Source organism: Pseudodesulfovibrio karagichevae (genome assembly GCF_041414475.1).
Lineage (GTDB): Bacteria > Desulfobacterota > Desulfovibrionia > Desulfovibrionales > Desulfovibrionaceae > Pseudodesulfovibrio > Pseudodesulfovibrio karagichevae.
Genome location: NZ_JBGLYH010000068.1, coordinates 1 through 18,153, shown reverse-complemented (window position 1 = coordinate 18,153; position 18,153 = coordinate 1). Strand labels below are relative to the sequence as shown.

The 18,153-nt window shown below is 63.4% G+C and carries 16 protein-coding genes; 8 read left to right on the top strand and 8 right to left on the bottom strand.

Annotation, left to right across the window (positions count from 1 at the left end; all coding sequences use genetic code 11):
* Positions 1-207: 207 nt before the first annotated feature.
* Together AB6M95_RS16900 and AB6M95_RS16895 are read right to left on the bottom strand one after the other, a co-directional pair.
* Positions 208-582 (bottom strand): PH domain-containing protein, encoded by a 375-nt coding sequence (locus tag AB6M95_RS16900; RefSeq protein ID WP_371387920.1) that lies wholly within the window; start codon positions 580-582, stop codon positions 208-210.
* A 252-nt stretch (positions 583-834) separates the two neighbouring features.
* Positions 835-1,725: a LysR substrate-binding domain-containing protein gene (locus tag AB6M95_RS16895; protein ID WP_371387919.1), complete on the bottom strand. Its 891-nt coding sequence runs from the start codon at positions 1,723-1,725 to the stop codon at positions 835-837.
* A gap of 97 nt (positions 1,726-1,822) precedes the next feature.
* Here AB6M95_RS16895 and AB6M95_RS16890 point away from each other — a divergent pair, with 97 nt between their 5' ends.
* Both AB6M95_RS16890 and AB6M95_RS16885 read left to right on the top strand, forming a co-directional pair.
* On the top strand, positions 1,823-2,287 hold the full coding sequence (locus tag AB6M95_RS16890) for an NHL repeat-containing protein (RefSeq protein WP_371387918.1): 465 nt from the start codon (positions 1,823-1,825) through the stop codon (positions 2,285-2,287).
* Positions 2,288-2,420: 133 nt separating this feature from the next.
* Positions 2,421-3,011 (top strand): hypothetical protein, encoded by a 591-nt coding sequence (locus AB6M95_RS16885; protein ID WP_371387917.1) that lies wholly within the window; start codon positions 2,421-2,423, stop codon positions 3,009-3,011.
* A gap of 6 nt (positions 3,012-3,017) precedes the next feature.
* Here the strand turns inward: AB6M95_RS16885 and AB6M95_RS16880 are convergent, their stop codons facing one another.
* Positions 3,018-3,872: a tetratricopeptide repeat protein gene (locus AB6M95_RS16880; protein WP_371387916.1), complete on the bottom strand. Its 855-nt coding sequence runs from the start codon at positions 3,870-3,872 to the stop codon at positions 3,018-3,020.
* 200 nt (positions 3,873-4,072) lie between these two features.
* Here AB6M95_RS16880 and AB6M95_RS16875 point away from each other — a divergent pair, with 200 nt between their 5' ends.
* Positions 4,073-5,308 (top strand): M48 family metallopeptidase, encoded by a 1,236-nt coding sequence (locus AB6M95_RS16875; protein ID WP_371387915.1) that lies wholly within the window; start codon positions 4,073-4,075, stop codon positions 5,306-5,308.
* A 63-nt stretch (positions 5,309-5,371) separates the two neighbouring features.
* Here AB6M95_RS16875 and AB6M95_RS16870 read toward each other — a convergent pair whose 3' ends face one another.
* Both AB6M95_RS16870 and AB6M95_RS16865 read right to left on the bottom strand, forming a co-directional pair.
* Complete coding sequence (locus AB6M95_RS16870) at positions 5,372-7,273, bottom strand: methyl-accepting chemotaxis protein (RefSeq protein ID WP_371387914.1); 1,902 nt, start codon at positions 7,271-7,273, stop codon at positions 5,372-5,374.
* A 245-nt stretch (positions 7,274-7,518) separates the two neighbouring features.
* Positions 7,519-9,942, bottom strand: coding sequence for a tetratricopeptide repeat-containing diguanylate cyclase (locus AB6M95_RS16865; RefSeq protein WP_371387913.1), 2,424 nt, complete (start codon positions 9,940-9,942; stop codon positions 7,519-7,521).
* Positions 9,943-10,143: 201 nt separating this feature from the next.
* Between AB6M95_RS16865 and panC the strand changes: the two genes are divergently transcribed.
* The 3 genes from panC to metK are packed head-to-tail and all read left to right on the top strand — an operon-like array spanning position 10,144 to position 12,581.
* Positions 10,144-10,992 (top strand): pantoate--beta-alanine ligase, encoded by an 849-nt coding sequence (panC, locus tag AB6M95_RS16860; protein WP_371387912.1) that lies wholly within the window; start codon positions 10,144-10,146, stop codon positions 10,990-10,992.
* Positions 10,993-10,996: 4 nt separating this feature from the next.
* Positions 10,997-11,377 carry an aspartate 1-decarboxylase gene (gene panD / locus AB6M95_RS16855; RefSeq protein ID WP_319582033.1) on the top strand — a complete coding sequence of 127 codons (381 nt, stop codon included), beginning with the start codon at positions 10,997-10,999 and terminating at the stop codon, positions 11,375-11,377.
* 34 nt (positions 11,378-11,411) lie between these two features.
* Positions 11,412-12,581, top strand: coding sequence for a methionine adenosyltransferase (gene metK / locus AB6M95_RS16850; protein ID WP_371387911.1), 1,170 nt, complete (start codon positions 11,412-11,414; stop codon positions 12,579-12,581).
* 86 nt (positions 12,582-12,667) lie between these two features.
* Here metK and AB6M95_RS16845 read toward each other — a convergent pair whose 3' ends face one another.
* From AB6M95_RS16845 to AB6M95_RS16835, 3 genes are all read right to left on the bottom strand, one after another.
* Complete coding sequence (locus AB6M95_RS16845) at positions 12,668-13,900, bottom strand: EAL domain-containing protein (RefSeq protein WP_371387910.1); 1,233 nt, start codon at positions 13,898-13,900, stop codon at positions 12,668-12,670.
* Positions 13,901-14,029: 129 nt separating this feature from the next.
* The gene (locus AB6M95_RS16840) at positions 14,030-14,362 is read right to left on the bottom strand and encodes a P-II family nitrogen regulator (protein WP_338669837.1); all 333 of its coding nucleotides are present in this window, start codon (positions 14,360-14,362) and stop codon (positions 14,030-14,032) included.
* A gap of 42 nt (positions 14,363-14,404) precedes the next feature.
* On the bottom strand, positions 14,405-15,739 hold the full coding sequence (locus tag AB6M95_RS16835) for an ammonium transporter (protein WP_371387909.1): 1,335 nt from the start codon (positions 15,737-15,739) through the stop codon (positions 14,405-14,407).
* A gap of 550 nt (positions 15,740-16,289) precedes the next feature.
* Between AB6M95_RS16835 and AB6M95_RS16830 the strand changes: the two genes are divergently transcribed.
* The gene (locus AB6M95_RS16830; protein ID WP_371387908.1) at positions 16,290-17,087 is read left to right on the top strand and encodes a 2-amino-3,7-dideoxy-D-threo-hept-6-ulosonate synthase; all 798 of its coding nucleotides are present in this window, start codon (positions 16,290-16,292) and stop codon (positions 17,085-17,087) included.
* A 10-nt stretch (positions 17,088-17,097) separates the two neighbouring features.
* Complete coding sequence (locus AB6M95_RS16825; RefSeq protein ID WP_371387907.1) at positions 17,098-18,081, top strand: 3-dehydroquinate synthase II family protein; 984 nt, start codon at positions 17,098-17,100, stop codon at positions 18,079-18,081.
* Positions 18,082-18,153: the final 72 nt, after the last annotated feature.

Genomic DNA, 18,153 nt, shown 5'->3' with positions numbered 1-18,153 from the left:
GAACAACCATCGCTGATCCATAGGTTTGACCTCATTCCAGGGCATGGGCACCTCCAGGCTCTCATGCCCAAAGTGTTACCCATGTTCCCGGGCTAATGTGTTACCTATGTACCCGGGCTGTACCTTTCCTTCCCCTTCCCCCGGACCCCCATCCCTTTCCTTTTCCAAAGCTTCTTATGCCGCTTCGCGGAAAGGGCCAGATCGCCCTTACAGCACCTTGTTCGCCAGCAATTTCTGGATGCCGACGACGTCGCTGCCTCTTTTGAGTTCCTTCTTGATGGGCTCGTGCAGGCCGGTGACGTGGAGGGTCATTTCGGAGTCGAGGTCGAAGTGCCCGGCGGTCTCCACGGAGAAGGCCTTGATGGAGCCATAGGGAAGGGACAGGTAATCGACCTTCTTGCCGGTCATGCCCTGCTTGTCGATGAGCAGCAAACGGCCCGAGGTGAAGATGTACATGTCGCGGATGACCTTGAAGGCCCGCTCGATATACTCGTTGTCGCCCAGGATAGGAGCCAGTTCCTCCTGCACATCGTCCAGTGAAACCTCGGTCGCATTGCCCATCAAACCGTCAAGAAATCCCATGGTACTCTGCCTTTTGCTGTGGTTGATCGAATTGCCATCACTTAACTGAGCAAAACCACTATCATACCACCCACCCCGCGCACAATCGCCCACACGCAAAACATCCCGGCCGCCCGCGTCCACGCATCCCAGCCGAAGGCACCCAAAAAGTTTAGGAAAAGGAAGGGATGGGGGTCCGGGGGAAGGGGAGGGAAAACCCTTTTCTCAAAGGGTTTTCCCTCCCCTTCCCCCGGCCGCCGAAGGCTTCCCCCCCTAATGCACCTCGCGGAATTCGCGAGCGACGTCGAGGAACTTCTGGAGGATGACGGACTGGTTCTTCTTTTTCCAGAGGGCGGTGATCTCCCATTGGGGGAGATCGCCGGTCAGGGGCCGAAACACGACCCCGCCCCGATTGACCGCGACGCTGGAGGCGGGCACGAGGGCGCAGCCCATGCCGGTGGAGACCAAGGCTATGATGGACTGCTCGGTATTGGCTTCCTGGACGATGTTGGGCATGAACCCGGCCTTGTGGAATGCGCCGATGAGCGAACGGTAGAGCGCGGGTTGGTTCATGGGCTGGAAGAAGACCAGGGGCTCGCCATCGAGCTCCTTGAGGTCCAGGGAATCCCGGGCGACAAAGCGATGTCCTTCGGGCACGGCGAGCACATAGGGCTCGCGAAGAAAAAGCAACGAGTTCAGGCCCGAAGTGTCGTGCCCGAACAACCGGACAAACGCGATGTCCAGCCGGTCTCCACGCAGCAGCGGCAACTGCTCGGTCGTGGACTGGGCCGAAAAATCAAGCCTGATGTTGGGGTTGCGCTCGCGGAACGAGCGGATGGCCTGGGGCAGCTTGGATAGGGACGCCGGGCCGATGAACCCGACACGGAGCTGCCCTTCGAGCCCTTTGGCCATGTCCTGGATGCAAATGACTGCCTCGTTCAGGCGGTCGCGCACATCCTTGCAACGTTTGAGGAACTCCTTGCCCTCCGGGGTCAGGACGACCCTCCGGCTGGTCCGCTCCAGAAGCGTCACTCCGAGTTCTTCCTCAAGACGCTTGATTTGCTGCGACAACGGCGGCTGAGCGATGTGGCACCGCTCGGCGGCCCGCCCGAAATGCAGCTCCTCGGCCACGGCAATGAAATAGGTGATCTGTCTCAGTTCCATGATTCAGAGCTAATGCATATTGATCTTCGTGTAAATATGTATTGGACATATTGATACCACATTTCTACCGTGTCCTCCAACACAAAGGAGGCACGACATGCAGGGTTATTCGCGTATTCGTACGTATTTTCTGGGTGTTATCATAACCGCCGCACTCCTGGCCGGGACGGGCGGCACAGGCCGGGCGGAAGAAGGATCGCGGGTCGTCGGCGCAGGGCTGCCAAAGACCGCCGGGCTGGTCCTGGACTGCCGGGGCTACGCCTACACCATGGACCGCGCGGCCGGAACGATCCTCTGCGTGCCGCCGGACGGGGACCCCATGGTCTACGCCCGGGTGGACGCCCCCACGGCCCTGGCCGTGGACCGGCTGCGCACGCTCTTCGTGGGCACGGCGTCCGGGGACATCTTCGCGGTGGAACCCGACGGCTCGGTCAGCCGGGTCTTCCGCTGCGGCAGCCCGGTGTCCGGGCTGAGCCTCGACCGGGACGGCAACCTGCTTGCGGCCACGGGCAATGGGGCGATCCTGCGCGTGACGCGCGAGGATTTCCGCTTCTCCGACTAGTCCTCCACAACCGGGCGGGACCGGGGCATGCCTGATGAGCGTCCCCGGCCCCGCCCTCTCCTCCGGTCGATATCGGGCATGACTATTGCACGATTTTTCCAAGGGAAAAATCTGCCGGATACAGGAGGAGACCATGATCAATCCCATAGCACAGGGATACGGCGTGCAATCAGTGGGCACCCCGTCTTTCACGCCCCGGACCGCCTCCCCCGGATCGGGCACGGGCGGCACCGGCGACACGGTGACCATCTCCGAGGAGGCCCGGGCCATGAGCGCGGCGGCAGCCGCCAAAGCTAAGAAGGATTCGGAGGCACCGTCCCTGGGGCTGCTCAGCGCGGAGCTCCCCCTGCTCACCCCCGAGGAGCTGGCCCAAAAAGCCGAAAACGTCCAGAGCCGGATCACGGCGCTGTTCATGGAGCAAGGCATCCCCACCGATCCCCCCGCCGAACTGTACACGGATGAGGCGGGCGCAATCCGCGTCAAGGGCGACCACCCCCACAAGGATGAGATAGAAGCGGCCCTGGCCGGGGACGAGGCGTTGAGCAACGACTTCCGGATGGTCAGCGCCCAGGCGGAAATACAGAAGGCGGCCGAACGGCACACGGCCTTTGCCGCAGCCTATGCAAAGGACCCCGACGCGGCGGTGGCCCGGTTCGCCTACCTGTTCGACGACATTCCGGACGATCCCTTCACGATGACCATCGGCGGAAGCGAAGAGGCCTAGTCGGCGCTAAAAATTCAGGTCGTGGGACTTCTTGGCCCCGCCCTTGGCCGCGGTGAAGATCTTGGGCTCGGCCTGCTTCATGAGCTTGGCCGCCTCGGTGTTCAGCGGATTGCGGTCGTGGGCGGCCTTGGCGTTGTTGAAGACCTCGCCCCACTCGCGCTTCTGCAGGTGCAGCTTGGCCAGGCGGAGATAGAGGTTCTCGCTGGGGCCGAGCCAGCGCATGGCGTCCTTGATGGCGGCCATGGCCTTGTCCGGCTCGTGCAGCCCCTCGTAGCAGAGGATCAGGGCGTTGTGGGCGCGCGCGTCGCTGTTCTGGGTCTCCAGGGCCTTGTTCAGGTAGGGCACGGCCTCGGCGAACAGGCCGAACATGGCCATGCGGTTGCCGATGTCCGAATGGATGCCCTCGATGTCCTGGAAGTATTCGGCGATCTTGCTGTACAGCTTGCGCGCCTCCAGGGGCTGGCCCGCGTGGATGAGCTTGGCCGCCTTGATCAGGTTGTCGTCCAGCACGCCGAGGCGCTTGCGCAGCTTGGCCACGCGCGCCTTTTCCATGGCCTCGCCGAGCTTCTTGTGCAGCCGCATGAGGGTCTGGAAGAACGCCTTCTCCTTGCCCTTCCGGTAGGTCAGCCCGTCCGGGAAGAGCTTACGGATCATCTTCATCTTGTTCAGATCGCGCAGGGCCTCGTCCAGGTGGGCCTGGATCTCGAACTTCTCCGCCCCGAAGACCTGGCTGGTGACCATCCCCCGGATGGCGCTGGCCAGGTACTTGAGAGTCCGCAGATAATCGTTTTTCTTGGCATAGGCGCGGGCGCGCGCAATGTCTTCGCGAATATCCTTGGCGGTCATGGGGCTTGTTGGCATGGCGTCCTTTGTTTCGAAAAAAACACTAAACGACAGCGGTAAATTAATACAGGCACGGGAAATTGGCAAGCGCGGACGCGATTATCCCGCATTTTCGGACCACTAGACCATAGAGCCGCCCGCTCCGGTTGACGCGCGCAAGCGAAACCGTATAGCGTAACCGCTCGTTGCGGTCCGTCCATATACTCCGGGAGTGCCACTTGAACATCTACCTCGCGATCATCATCGGTTCCCTGCTGGCGGCTTGGTTCCTGGGCGTGCTGTCCGACCGGCTCTCGGCCCGGGCCATGCGCCCCGCTCCGCCCGAGGAGCTGGCCGACGTCTTCGACGCGGCGACCTATGCCAGATCCCAGGCCTACACCCTGGCGTCCACAAAATTCTCCTCGCTGTCCGAGACCTTCAACACCCTGGTGCTGACCCTCGCCATCCTGGCGGGCGGGTTCAATTTCCTGGACCAGCTGGTCCGGGCCGCCGGATTCGGGCCGCTCGTCACCGGGCTCGCCTACATCGGCTCCCTGGCCCTGATCGGCGGGATCATCGGCCTGCCGTTCGAAATCTACCACACCTTCGTGCTGGAGAAGCGGTTCGGCTTCAACACCACCACGCCGGCCACCTTCGTCCTGGACCGGGTCAAGGGACTGGTCCTGACCGCGATCACCGGCGGCGCGCTGGTGGCGGGCCTGCTGCTCTTCCTGCGCGAAACCGGGCCATACGCCTGGCTGCTGTGCTGGGCCTTCGCGGTCATCCTGTCCCTGGGCCTAACTTACGTGGCCCCCACCTGGATCCTGCCGCTGTTCAACAGGTTCACCCCCCTGGAGGACGGCGAGCTGCGCGACAAGCTCATGGCCTTTGCGGACAAGGCCGGGTTCGAGCTGTCCGGCATCTTCGTCATGGACGGCTCCAAGCGGTCCACCAAGGGCAACGCCTTCTTCACCGGGTTCGGCAGGCGGCGGCGCATCGCCCTGTTCGACACGCTCCTCAAGGAGATGAGCGCCGACGAGATCGTGGCCGTGCTGGCCCACGAGGTGGGCCACGCCAAGCTCGGGCACATCAAGAAGCACCTGGCCACGGGCATTCTCAAGGCCGGGGCGGTCTTCTATCTCATGTCCCTGTTCCTGGAATCCAGGGGCCTGTTCGCGGCCTTCGGCATGGAGCACATGTCGCCGTACGCGGGCCTGGTCTTCTTCGTCCTGCTCTACACCCCGCTCTCCCTGGCCCTGGGCGTGGCCGCCAACGCCATCTCCCGCAAGCACGAGTTCGAGGCTGACGCCTTCGCCGCCCGGACCACGGGCCGCCCGGAAGACATGATCTCGGCCCTGAAAAAACTGTCGGCCTCCAACCTGTCCAACCCGACCCCGCATCCGCTCACGGTCTGGCTCGAATACGGCCACCCGCCGGTCCTGGCCCGCATCAGGGCCCTGGCCGCCGTCCGCTAGGTCGCCGGACGGAGAAAGGGGCGCAGCCGTTCCGGCCGCGCCCCCGTTGCCAATCGTTTCAGGCTAGGCCCTTCCGGACTCGCCTGCCGCGCCGACCACCGGCGTCGGCATCGCGCCCGGCAGGGCGTGCACGGCCTGCGCCCCGAAGGCGGGCACCGCGCGCCCGTCCTGCGCCACCCGGAAGAACTCCATGGCCTGCTGCAACTGGGCGGCCTGCCCGGACAGTTCCTCCGACGTGGCGGCCAGTTCCTCGGAGAACGCCGCACTGCGCTGGGTCACGACCTCCAACTGCTGGATGGCTGCGGACACCTCTTCGGCAGAGGCGTACTGCTCCTTGTTGGCCTCGGCCACCTTCATGGCCAGTTCCTCATTGTGCTGGATGTCGCCGACCACTTTTTCGAGCATGGTTTCGGCATGTTCGGCCACGGCCAGGCTGCGGCCTGTCAGGTCGCCGATCTCCGAAGCGGCCACGCCGGAGCGTTCGGCCAGCTTGCGGACCTCGGCGGCCACCACGGCGAATCCCTTGCCGTGCTCGCCCGCGCGGGCGGCCTCTATGGCCGCGTTGAGGGCGAGCAGGTTGGTCTGCCTGGCGATCTCCTCGATGATCGACGTCCGCTCGGCGATATCCCGCATGGCCTCCAGGGTCTGCCGGACGGCCTTGCCGCCCTCCCGGGCATGCTCGCCCGTCTTGACCGCAGTGTCCTTGGTCTCCTGGGCGGTCTGCATGTTCTCGTGAATCCTGGAGGTCATCAGTTCCATGGAAGAGGTGATCTCGGTCACGGCCGAGGCTTGCTCCGTGGCTCCCTCGCTCATCTGGGTGGACGAGGTGGCGATTTCGTTACTGCCCGAGGCCACGTTCTCGGCCGCGTTCTTGACGTCGTGGACCACGTTCCTGAGGGCGGCGACCATGTTCCCGAGGGAGCGCATGAGATTGCCGAGCTCGTTGGGCGAATCGCTGGTGATGTCCTTGACCAGGTCGCCCTGGGACATGTCGGCGGCCAGGACCATGCCGTCGCCCACCGGCTTGATGATCAGCCGCCGGAGGAAGAAGACTATCAGGCCGACGACCAGCAGGACGATGGCCACGCCGATCCAGGCCAGAACATAGGCCTGGTGGATGGCTCCGGCCGCGAGGTCCGCCTCGTTGGCCGACATGCACACGACCCATCCGGTCACGGGCTCGGTGTGGAAGACCATGACCTTGTCCACGCCCTTCCACTGATACCGGATTTCCCCGTTCTTCATGTTGAGGGCCTCCCGAATGAAATCATGCTGGCTGTAATCCTGCATGATCAGGGACCGGTCCTTGGGATGATAGATGAACCGGCCGGCGCCGTTCAGGATGTAGCCGTACCCGTGCTCGCCGATGGTCACCGGATCGATGAAGGTCTTGCAGAACCTGTCCCAGTCGCAATACACGGCCACGCCGCCGAGCAGTTCGCCGTTCTCCCCCCGGACGGGCGCCCCCACCGCGAAGATGATCGTCTCGCCCCCCTTGACCTTGAAGACGGCGTTGGAGACCTGGGATCGGCCGTTGGCGATCACGCCCTTCACATACCCCCGTTCGGACAGGTCCAGGCCCGCCATGGATTCCCCCGTGGAGCTCGCCCCCACCACGGTTTTCCCCTCCAGATTGAAAACACTCGCCCCCTGCAGGTTTTCGTTGTTGTGCACATACTGCCTGATGAATTTGTCCGCCCTGTCCGGATCCCCTTGCAGGGCCGCCCTGATCGCCGCGCGGTCGGCCATGGCCGTGGTGGCCGTCATGCTGTCCTCGATGAACAGATGCAGGGCGTCCGCAATGCTCCGCGCCTGGGTATCGGCCTTGCCCGTCGCATTGTTCAAGGCCATTTCATAGGTTGAAACGTTAACGTAATACACCAACGCCACGATCCCGATCACGATGGCCACGATGCACGGCAACATGATGGCCCGGGACAAACTTCTGCTGATCCAAGTAAACATTTGCAACTCCTCAAGATCATACCAAATCGATCTGAAATTACATTTCCGCATTACCAATAACGCAAAAATACATATAAAATCCAACCGATTACGACTATGCCATGGGAAGCATGATGCAAGGGTTCGCCCCAGTCCATTATAAACTGGCCGCAAACTGACCGATCGCTCAATTTAGAGCGCACCGTGCCGGGCACGGTGCGCTCAAAGCCGGGGACGCGCCCGGAGAATATGCGTGGAATGACGGGCTAACCCGCCGCGCGGGCGGCAACGATGGCGGCCTCTTCGCCCTTGCCCTGGGCTTCGAGGGCTTCGACCAGGGTGTCCCAGTAGGCGGCCACGCCCGGGGCCAGGGCCGAGGACTGGCGGGCCAGGACCTCGGCGATCTGCGGGTCCTCGCCCTGGTCGAGATAGAGCTTGGCGAGCATGTGCATGGCCTGGTGGTCGTTGTGGTCGGCGTTCAGGGCCAGGTGCAGGTATTCCCGGGTGGCCTCGATGTCGCCCTGGCGGTAGGCCACGCGGGCCAGCGGGCGCAGGACCATGCGCTCGCCGCCGGGCTGTTCGGCGGCCTTTTTGTAGAGGTTGGCGGCCTTCTTGAGGTGGTTGGCCTTTTCCTCGATGGAGCCCAGGCGCATGAGCGAATAGACGTGGCCGGGCTCGGCCTTGAGGCACTGGCGGTAGGCCTTTTCGGCGGACTTGAGGTCGCCCAGGCGGTGGTTGGCCCAGCCCAGGTTGTACAAGGCCAGGACGTCCTTTTTGTCCAGCTCGACCACCCGCTCGAATTCGTGGCGGGCCTCCTCGAACCGGCCCAGCTGGGCGTAGCAGATGCCCAGCGAGTTGCGGGCCAGGAGATTGTTGCCGTCGTCGAGCAGGGCCAGCTTGAACTCCTCGATGGCCCCGTAGATGTCGCCGTCCATGAACAGCCGGTCGGCCGACAGGTTGAGCGAGATGGAATCGAACACGGCCACCCTCGGCTCGGGCAGGAGCAGGGCGTGCTCCAACGCCTTGCGGCAGTTTTCGAGCATGTCGGCCCGGTCGAAATTGAGGAACGGGTAGCGGGCCGAGCCCACGGAGAGCCGAAGGCCGAGGTTTTCGGTCACGGCCCGTTCGAGCTCCAGGGAGCGGTCCATGAGAGTCCGCCGGTCCACGCCCTCTGAGAAGAAGATCATGCCGTTGAGGCCGAACCGCCCGCCCGTGGCCGCGTCGCCGAACACGCCGCGCGCGAGCTTGGCCACGTCGCGGGCCATGTGGTCCATGCCGTCCTGGTAGCGGTCGTTCTCCTCGGGCTGGTCCAGGATGCGGATCAGGGACAGGCCGAAGGACTCGGGCTTGAGCCGGGCCTTGGCGAACCAGGAGACGAATTCGCCGTATCGCAGAAGTTGTGTCGCGCCGTCGTGGCTCGGCATGGTATCGTCCTTTATTTCCTGTTCGGGCGAGAACAGGCTTTCGTCGCCCTCGATGAGGTTGAGGCGGTCGCCGGGCTCCACGGCCCAGTGGGCGTCGCCCAGGTGCAGGGCCTCGGCAAAGGCGATGTCGTCCTGGACCTCGACCAGGACCACCTCGCCCTTGTACAGGGCCGGGTAGCGGCCGGACAACCGCTCGTCCTCAGTCAGGGAGGCCGAGGCCACGCCGCCGGACTTGGGCGAACGGACCAGGAAACGCTGGCCCACCTTGGCCCCGGAGGCCTCGCCCAGGGACACGACCATGCGGTTCATGGGCAGGGTTTCCAGGACCCGGCCGCCCTTGGACAGGATGTCGGCGTAGCCGAAGACCCGATTGCGCCCCTGGTCCTTGGCCACGGCCACGCCCTTGCGGGCCTTGCGCACGATCATGCGCGCCTGCTCGGACGGGGTGCGCCGGAACTGCGCGCCCTCCAGCCCCTGCGGGTAACAGACGTAGCCCAGGCTGCCGGTGATACCGATGGTGTCGTTGGTGATGTCGTCGGAGAAGGAGAGCTTGCTCAGGCCCGAGCGGATGACCTCGGACAGCTGGAAGCAGGCGTGCGGCTTGGCGTCGGGCACCAGGATGGCGAACTTGTCGTTGGCGAAGCGCGCCACGGTGGTGTACTTGGGGCAGACCAGGCTGAGCAGCCGCCCCACCTCGCCCAGGATGTCGTCTCCCTTGAGGTAGCCGTACCGCTCGTTGATGGGCTGGAAGGTGTCCAGGTCGAGGAAGATGACCCCGAAGGTCCCGGAAAAGGCCATTTCGGGTTCGCGGGCCTCCACGCCGGCCCGGCAGGACCCCGTGGCCAGGCAGTCCTGGACCTGGTCGATGGCCTGCTCCAGCTCCTCGAAAAAGAAATTGCGCGAATACAGGCCTGTCAGCGGATCGGTGACCGCCTTCTTGTACAGGGCCAGCTTCTCGAGCACGGACGCGGCCAGGGCCATGAGGTACTTCGGCGCCGTGGCCGGGGCCTTGAGGCGCACGCCCTTGGCGATGAAGTAGCACATCATCTCGCCCTTGAAGACCAGGGGCAGGATCAGCTCGCTGTCCTCGGGCCGGAACTCGGGCTCGGGGATCTCGGCGGACTTCTCCCTGGGGAAGAACAGGCTGTAGGAGGTGAAGGGAACGAACTCCGCCATGCAATCCTTGATGGTGTGTTCGAAATCGATCAGCTCCTGGGGAGTGAGCGACACGGCCCTGTCCGAGAAGATGTCCTTGTTTGTCCTCATAATGCGGCACGGTACAACGAGGACCGTTTTTTCTCAAACAAAAGTTTGGGTAATGGTCCGTGACAACTCCGGTTTTTTCACCCGTCGGCGGGCCCTGCCTCGCCTGGTCCGCCAAACTATATCAATACATCCAGATATAAACATTTTGTTTGACTCCCCCCGGTAAATCTGTCAGGTGTTCACCAAGCTTCGAGGCGAACCATGAACATCATCACCGATCCGAAAGAATTGCAGCGCCAGTGCCTGACCTGGCGCAGGCAGGGCCACTCCATCGGCCTTGTGCCGACCATGGGCTACCTGCACCACGGCCACACCTCCCTCATCGACCGGGCGCGGCCCGAGTGCGACCGGCTCGTGGTCTCGGTCTTCGTTAACCCGGCCCAGTTCGGCGAGAACGAGGACCTGGACAGCTACCCGCGCGACTTTGCAAGCGACCGCGCCAAGGCCGAGGCCCACGGCGTGGACCTGCTCTTCGCGCCCGAGCCCGGGGCCATGTACGAGGTCAACCACGCCACCTGGGTGGAGGTCCCCCGGCTCGGACAGAACCTGTGCGGGGCCACCCGGCCCATCCATTTCCGGGGCGTGTGCACCGTGGTCACCAAGCTGTTCATGCTGACCCAGGCCGAGGTGGCCGTGTTCGGCGAAAAGGACTGGCAGCAGTTCGCCATCCTGCGCCGCATGGTCCGCGACCTGAACATGCCGGTCAAGCTCATCGGCCACCCCATCGTGCGCGAGGAGGACGGCCTGGCCCTGAGCTCCCGCAACGCGTATCTGACCGAGGCCGAGCGCGCCGCCGCCCCGAACATCCGCAAAGGACTGCTCAAGCTGGCCGAAAAGGCCAAGGGCGGAGAGCGCGACTGCGCCGCCCTGAAACGGTTCCTGGCCGACGAGTACGCCGCCGCCCTGCCCATGGGCGAGGTGGACTACATCGAGATCGTGGACCCGGACGAGATTTCACCGCTGAGGACCATTGCCCGCTCCGCCCTGGCCGCCGTGGCCGTGCGCATGGGCAAGGCCCGACTGATAGATAATATATTGATAGAGGTTTAGACCCGTGGCTCAAAGATGTTTTCTGAGCGCCAAGATCCATGGCGCGACCATTACCTGCGCGAACCTGGAATACCGGGGCAGCATATCCATCGACACCAAGCTGATGAAGACGGTGGGACTGCTGCCCTACGAACAGGTGGACGTGTACAACCTGGACAACGGGGAGCGGCTGACCACCTACGCCATCCCCGGCCAACCGGGCGAGATCTGCCTGAACGGGGCCGCCGCGCACAAGGGCGGCGTCGGACAGCGCGTGATCATCGCCGCATTCATGTGGCTGGACGAAAATGAAGCGAAGACCCGCAAACCCAGGGTCGTCATCGCAGGCAAGAACAATACCGTCGACGAAATCCTCGAGTGCGAACTCATCAACCCGGATTTCTAGGCGACATTAAGCAGCATCCCTGAAGGAGGGTCCGATGCAGATTGAAGGCAAATACCTTTTCACTTCCGAGTCCGTGACCGAAGGCCACCCCGACAAGGTGGCCGACCAGATTTCCGACGCCATCCTTGACGCCATCATCGGCCAGGACGCGAACGCCCGCGTGGCCTGCGAGACGCTGGTGACCACCGGCATGGCCTTCATCGCCGGTGAGATTTCCACCACCGCTTTCGCCGACTTCCCGGACATCGTCCGGAACACCATCAAGGACATCGGCTACAACAGCTCCGACACCATGGGCTTCGACTGGCAGACCTGCGCGGTCATTTCGTCCATCGACAAGCAGTCCCCGGACATCGCCCAGGGCGTGGACCGGGTGAAGCCCGAGGACCAGGGCGCGGGCGACCAGGGCATGATGTTCGGCTACGCCACCAACGAGACCCCGACGCTGATGCCCACCCCCATCTACTACGCTCACAAGCTGTCCCGCCGCCTGACCTACGTGCGTAAGGAAGGCATCCTCGATTTCCTGCGCCCGGACGGCAAGACCCAGGTCTGCGTGCAGTTCGACAACGGCAAGCCCGTGCGCATAGACAACGTGGTCGTCTCCTCCCAGCATGACGAAAACATTGCCTACTCCGACCTGAAGGAGGCGATCCTCAAGGAAGTCATCATGCACACCCTGCCCGAGGAACTGATCGACGACAAACTGAAGACCTACATCAACCCCACCGGCCGGTTCGTCATCGGCGGCCCCGTGGGCGACTGCGGCCTGACCGGACGCAAGATCATCAACGACACCTACGGCGGCGCGGGCGCGCACGGCGGCGGCGCCTTCTCGGGCAAGGACCCGTCCAAGGTGGACCGCTCCGGCGCGTACATGGCCCGCTACGTGGCCAAGAACGTGGTCGCCGCCGGCCTGGCCGACATCTGCGAAGTGCAGATCGCCTACGCCATCGGCGTGGCCCAGCCCGTGTCCGTGGTCGTCAGCTCGCGCGGCACCGGCCAGGTGTCCGACGAGCAGCTGACCAAGGCCGTCACCGAGGTCTTCGACATGCGCCCCTACTTCATCCAGGAGCGCCTCAAGCTGCGTCGGCCCATCTTCCAGAAGACCACCAACTACGGCCACTTCGGCCGCGAGCTGCCCGAGTTCACCTGGGAAGCCACCGACGCCGTGGACGATCTGCGCACCGCCTGCAAGATCTAGCTCCACGCCCCCTCTCAACGTCAAACCGCCCGGTTCGGCTTCATGCCGGACCGGGCGGTTCTCTTTCGAGCGTACGCGGCCTAACCCTATCGGGGGCCTCCCTCTTCGGCCCGTGACATGTCAACGCACAGGATGCGGTGACGGCCGCTGCTCTTGTGGTAAAAAACGTGGGAGATGGTGATGCACAGGTTGCCCGAGGCGAGGGAGATATACGGCCGGGTGGTGAACTTCTCCAGCCCCGCCTGGATGGGCAGGAAGTATTCCTTGAGCGAGTGGTCCGCGCCCACCTCGGCGGGCTCGTAGAGGAACCGCTTGCAGGTCTTGAGCCGGTCCGGGTCGCACACGGTGTCGGAAATCTGGTTGCCGCGCATGTCCAGGACGTAGAGGCACTCTACGCTGTCGTAGGTATCGATGAATTTGGCCAGGGCCTGGCCCATGTCCTTGACCAGGGTTTCGGCCAGCTCCTGGCACATGGTCAGCACGGTCAGGTCGTAGCTGGAATACAGCCGCTTGTCGTCCGCGATCTGCTGGGTGCGGTTCTCGCGGTGCCGCTCGGCCAGGGCGTCCACCTTGGAGGCCATGCCGGGCACCGCGTCCAGCCCCGGCGCGGGCCGGGCGAAATAGAACCCCTGGAACACGTCCACCCCGTTGGAGAGCAGGCACATGGCCTCCTCGGCGGTCTCCACGCCCTCGGCCAGGACCAGGCAGCCCAGCCGGTTGGACATCTGGACGAAGCTGCGGACCACCTCGAGCTTGTGGAACTGCTGGTCCACGCCGCTGATCAACGTGCGGTCCAGCTTGATGACGTCGGGCTTGAGCAGTGGGATGCGGTCGAGGTTGGAGAAGCCCGCGCCCACGTCGTCGAGCGCGATGAGGAAGTCGTTCTCCCGGTAGAACTTGACGAAGGACATGAGGGCGTCCATGTCCTCGCACCGGGATTCGATGATCTCGATGATCACGTTGCTCGGGCTGATGCCGCAGCGGGTGACCAGGTTGAGAACGTGGCAGGAGCCGCGCGTCCCCTCGTTGATGCAGGAGGCGTCGATGTTCATGGAGAGCATCAGGCTTTTGTCTTTTCTGTGCAACGCGGCAAAGGATTCCGCCGCGTTGGTTCGGCAGGCCCGGTCCAGGGCGAGCCGGGATGCCTTGTCCCGGGCCTGCTCGAACAGCAGGGTTGGAGGTATGATTTCTCCGCTTTGGGGGTCGAACCCTCTGCTCAGCGCCTCCAGTCCGACGACCGCTTTCCGCTTGAGCGATACCTGGGGCTGGAAGTGCGTGATCAGCGAACGATTTTCAATGATCCCTTGTATGTCTGGCACTGCGGTCAACACTGAAATACCTTGCCTGTCGGCCGTTACGTTTATCCACCCCAGTGCCTGTCATCGGCCCAAAAGGCCGGGGCGGCTGTGGTCACGCCGCCCCGGCGCTTATATGCTGTCGCAATCCGTCTAGAGGATGCCGTCCTCACCGGTCCTGATGCGCAGGGCCTTGGTCAGTTCGGTCACGAAGATCACGCCGTCGCCCTCGGTTCCGGTCTGTCCGGAAGACAGGATGGCGTCGATGGCCTTCTGCTCGAAATCGTCGTTCACGCCGATCTCGAGGCGGACTTTCTTGAGCAGGTTCACTTCGATCTGCACGCCGCGGTAGGTTTCGGTGAATCCCTTCTGGCGTCCCGAGCCCAGAATGTTGGTCACGGACAGGGAGTAGATTTCCTTGGCGTAAAGAGCCTGCTTCACGTCATTCAACTTTTCAGGCCTGATGTATGCAACGATAAGCTTCATTTCTTTTATCTCCTTGGAATGATCTCTGGTTAAGTTCCCGGACTACTCGTTGCTGAAGAGCTGGAAGCCGTTGTAGGCCTCGGAGCCGTGCTCGCCGATGTCCAGACCCTTGAGTTCTTCTTCCTTGGAAGCGCGGAGGCCGAAGACACCCTTGAGGATGTTCATGAGGATGAAGCCGCCGCCGAAGGCCCAGACGAAGACCGCGCCCACGCCGAGCAGCTGCACGCCCAGGAGGTGGACGCCGCCGCCGTAGAACAGGCCGCCTTCCACGTTGAACAGGCCGCAGGCGATGGTGCCCCAGGCGCCGCAGACGCCGTGGACGGAAGACGCGCCGACCGGGTCGTCGATCTTCAGGACCTTGTCGATGAATTCGATGGACAGGACGACCAGCACGCCCGCGACCAGGCCGATGATGATGGAGGGGCCGGGGGTGACGGTGGCGCAGGGGGCGGTGATGCCGACCAGACCGGCCAGGGCGCCGTTCATGGACATGGAGATGTCGGGCTTGCCGAAGCGCAACCAGGCGAAGACCATGGCGCCGAGGGTACCGGCACAGGCGGCCAGGGTGGTGTTCATGGCGATCAGGCCGATGGCGTCGTTGGCCTCGACGGTGGAGCCGGGGTTGAAACCGAACCAGCCGAACCAGAGGATGAAGACGCCCAGACCGGCCAGGGGAATGTTGTGACCGGGAATGGCGCGGGCCTTGCCGTCCTCGGTGTACTTGCCGATGCGCGGGCCGAGCACCAGGGCGCCGGCCAGGGCGATCCAGCCGCCCACGGAGTGAACGACGGTGGAACCGGCGAAGTCGCAGAAGCCGAGCTCGCCCAGCCAGCCGCCGCCCCATATCCAGTGGCCGGAGATGGGGTAGATCAGGCCGGAGATGACCATGGAAATAAGGACGTAGGTGCCGAACTTGGTGCGCTCGGCCATGCCGCCGGAAACGATGGTGGCGGCGGTGGCGGCGAACACGGACTGGAAGAACCAGAAGGTGTAGGTCCAGGGCAGGTCGGCCTCGGTGATGCCGCCGAGGGCGTACCCGGAGGTGCCGATGAACCCGCCGGCGTCCGCGCCGAACATGAGGGCGTAGCCGAACAGGAAGAAGATGATGGAACCTGCTGCGTAATCCAGGAAGTTCTTCATCATGATGTTGCCCGCGTTTTTGGCGCGGGTGAAGCCGCACTCGACGCAGGCGAAGCCGGCCTGCATGATCATGACCAGCGCGGCGGCGATCAACGTCCACAGAATGTTGGCGTTGGACTGGGTCAGGTACTCCACATCCTGCGCATAGGCAAAGGTGGGAGCCAGGACTGCTACCAAAGCGGCCGCGCCTATGGCGAGCCTCCTGGAAACATGGGTCGGGGACTTTCTCGAAAACATTGCAATACTCCTCTTTGAATGGAATGCGTTTCTAACCTGCCCCTCTCTTATCAAGAGTCGTGCCAATTACGGTTTTTATTGCTATTGGCGTAAAATCAGGCTTTTTGCCCGCCACACAGTGACCATATTTTTTCATTTTTGTGATAAAGTACATTTTTGCAGGGTGAAAATTACCCCAAAATTGTCAATATGTAAAAAATTGTCAAAAACCACAAAAAGTGACCGCCGGTCACAAGATTATAATGCAATATACGCTATCTCCTCGAAATCGTGACAAATCTTTTTATTGACAGATCGATCTTGAGGGTGTAGCTCTATTTCCCATGAACACAACCTTCGTTTCCAACGCATACTTTTCCAACTTTTATTTTTGGTATTGGTTTAGCCACGCCTGCGGGCTTGGAAGGGGTGCCGTGTAACCGAATGGTGGAACACACGTAAGCAAGAACTTCTCAAGGGCCGCAGGCAACAGCCGGCGGCCCTTGTTTTTTTACCGGCCGCCGGCCCCCCGCCGGCTCCTTGAGGGAAACAACTTCAAAGGAGAGAGAACATGCACATCGGTAAAGCCATCAGGTTGGAGCGCATCTTCAACCGCAACACGGGCCGGACCATCGTGGTCCCCATGGACCACGGCGTGACCGTCGGTCCCATCGACGGACTGGTCGACATGCGCGAGGCCGTGGGCCGCGTCGTGGACGGCGGGGCCAACGCGGTCATCGAGCACAAGGGGTTGGTCCGCTGCGGGCACCGCGCCCAGGGCAAGGACATCGGCCTGATCGTCCACCTGTCCGCCTCCACTTCCCTGTCTCCCTTCCCCAACGCCAAGTCCCTGGTCGCCTCGGTGGAGGACGCCATCCGGCTGGGCGCGGACGCCGTGTCCATCCACTGCAACCTCGGCGACGAGACCGAGGCCTCCATGCTCAACGATTTCGGCAAAATGTCCTCCGATGCCGCCAACTGGGGCATTCCGCTCCTGGCCATGGTCTACGCCCGCGGCCCCAAGGTGAAGAACGAGTACGACCCCGAGATCGTGGCCCACTGCGCCCGCGTGGGCACCGAACTGGGCGCGGACGTGGTCAAGGTCAACTACACCGGCGACAAAAAGACCTTCGCCCACGTGTGCGACGCCTGCTGCGTCCCGGTGGTCATCGCGGGCGGTCCCAAACTCGACAGCACCGAGGCGTTCCTCCAGATGGTCCACGATTCCCTGGAAGCCGGCGGCGCGGGCCTGTCCGTGGGCCGCAACGTCTTCCAGCACGAGAACCCCACCCGCCTGGTGGAGGCCCTGAACATGATCGTCCACGGCGACGAGTCCGTCGAGGCCGCGCTCAACCACCTCAACGCATAGCGGAAGCCCCATGAAAAAAGTCATCTTCAAATCCGTGCCCTTCGACAAGAACCTGGTCACCCTGGCGCTGGAGTCCGGCGTGGACGCCGTCATGGTCGACAAGGACCAGGCCGAGGCCGTCCGGGCGCTGGGGCGCGTGAACGTCATCACCCCCGAGGACATGCCCGTGGTCGAGCTGACCAAGAAGGCCGACGAGGACGTGGCCGTCAAGGCCATCAAGGCGGGCAAGGACGTGGTCCTCAAGAAGGGCTGGGAGATCATCCCGGTGGAGAACATCCTGGCCCAGGTGGACAGCCTGGCTCTGGAATGCGAATCCCTGGACCGGGCCCTGCTCGCCGCGGGCATCCTGGAGCGGGGCTGCGACACCATCGTGGTCCTGCCCGAAGGGGCCGCCGACCTGAAGCGAATCGTCGCCGAACTGAAACTCTCCCAAGGAACCATGGAACTTTCGACCGCCACCGTCACCGCCATCGAACCCACCGGCCTGGGCCACCGCGTCTGCGTGGATACCATCTCCATGCTCAAGCGCGGCCAGGGCATGCTCATCGGCAACTCCAGCGCCTTCTCCTTCCTGGTCCACGCCGAGACCGAATCCAACCCGTACGTGGCCGCACGGCCCTTCCGGGTCAACGCGGGCGCGGTCCACGCCTACGCCCAGATGCCCGGCGACAAGACCACCTATCTCGAAGAACTCTCGGCGGGCACGGACGTGCTCATCGTGGGCGCGGACGGGGCCACCTCCCTGGCCACCGTGGGCCGCGTCAAGGTGGAGGTCCGGCCCATGCTGCTGATCACCGCCGAGGTCAAGACCGCGAGCGGCGTGAAGACCGGCCAGGTGTTCCTGCAGAACGCCGAAACCATCCGCGTGGTCTCGGACAAGGGCGACCCCGTGTCCGTGGTCACCCTCAAGGTCGGGGACAAGATCCTCGTGCGCACCGACGAGGCCGGACGCCACTTCGGCATGCGCATCAAGGAAGACATCAAGGAAGGGTAGCGCCTGCGGCGCTCCCGGGGGAAGGGGAAAGGGAAACCCTTTGAAAAGGGCTTTCCCTTTCCCCTTCCCCCG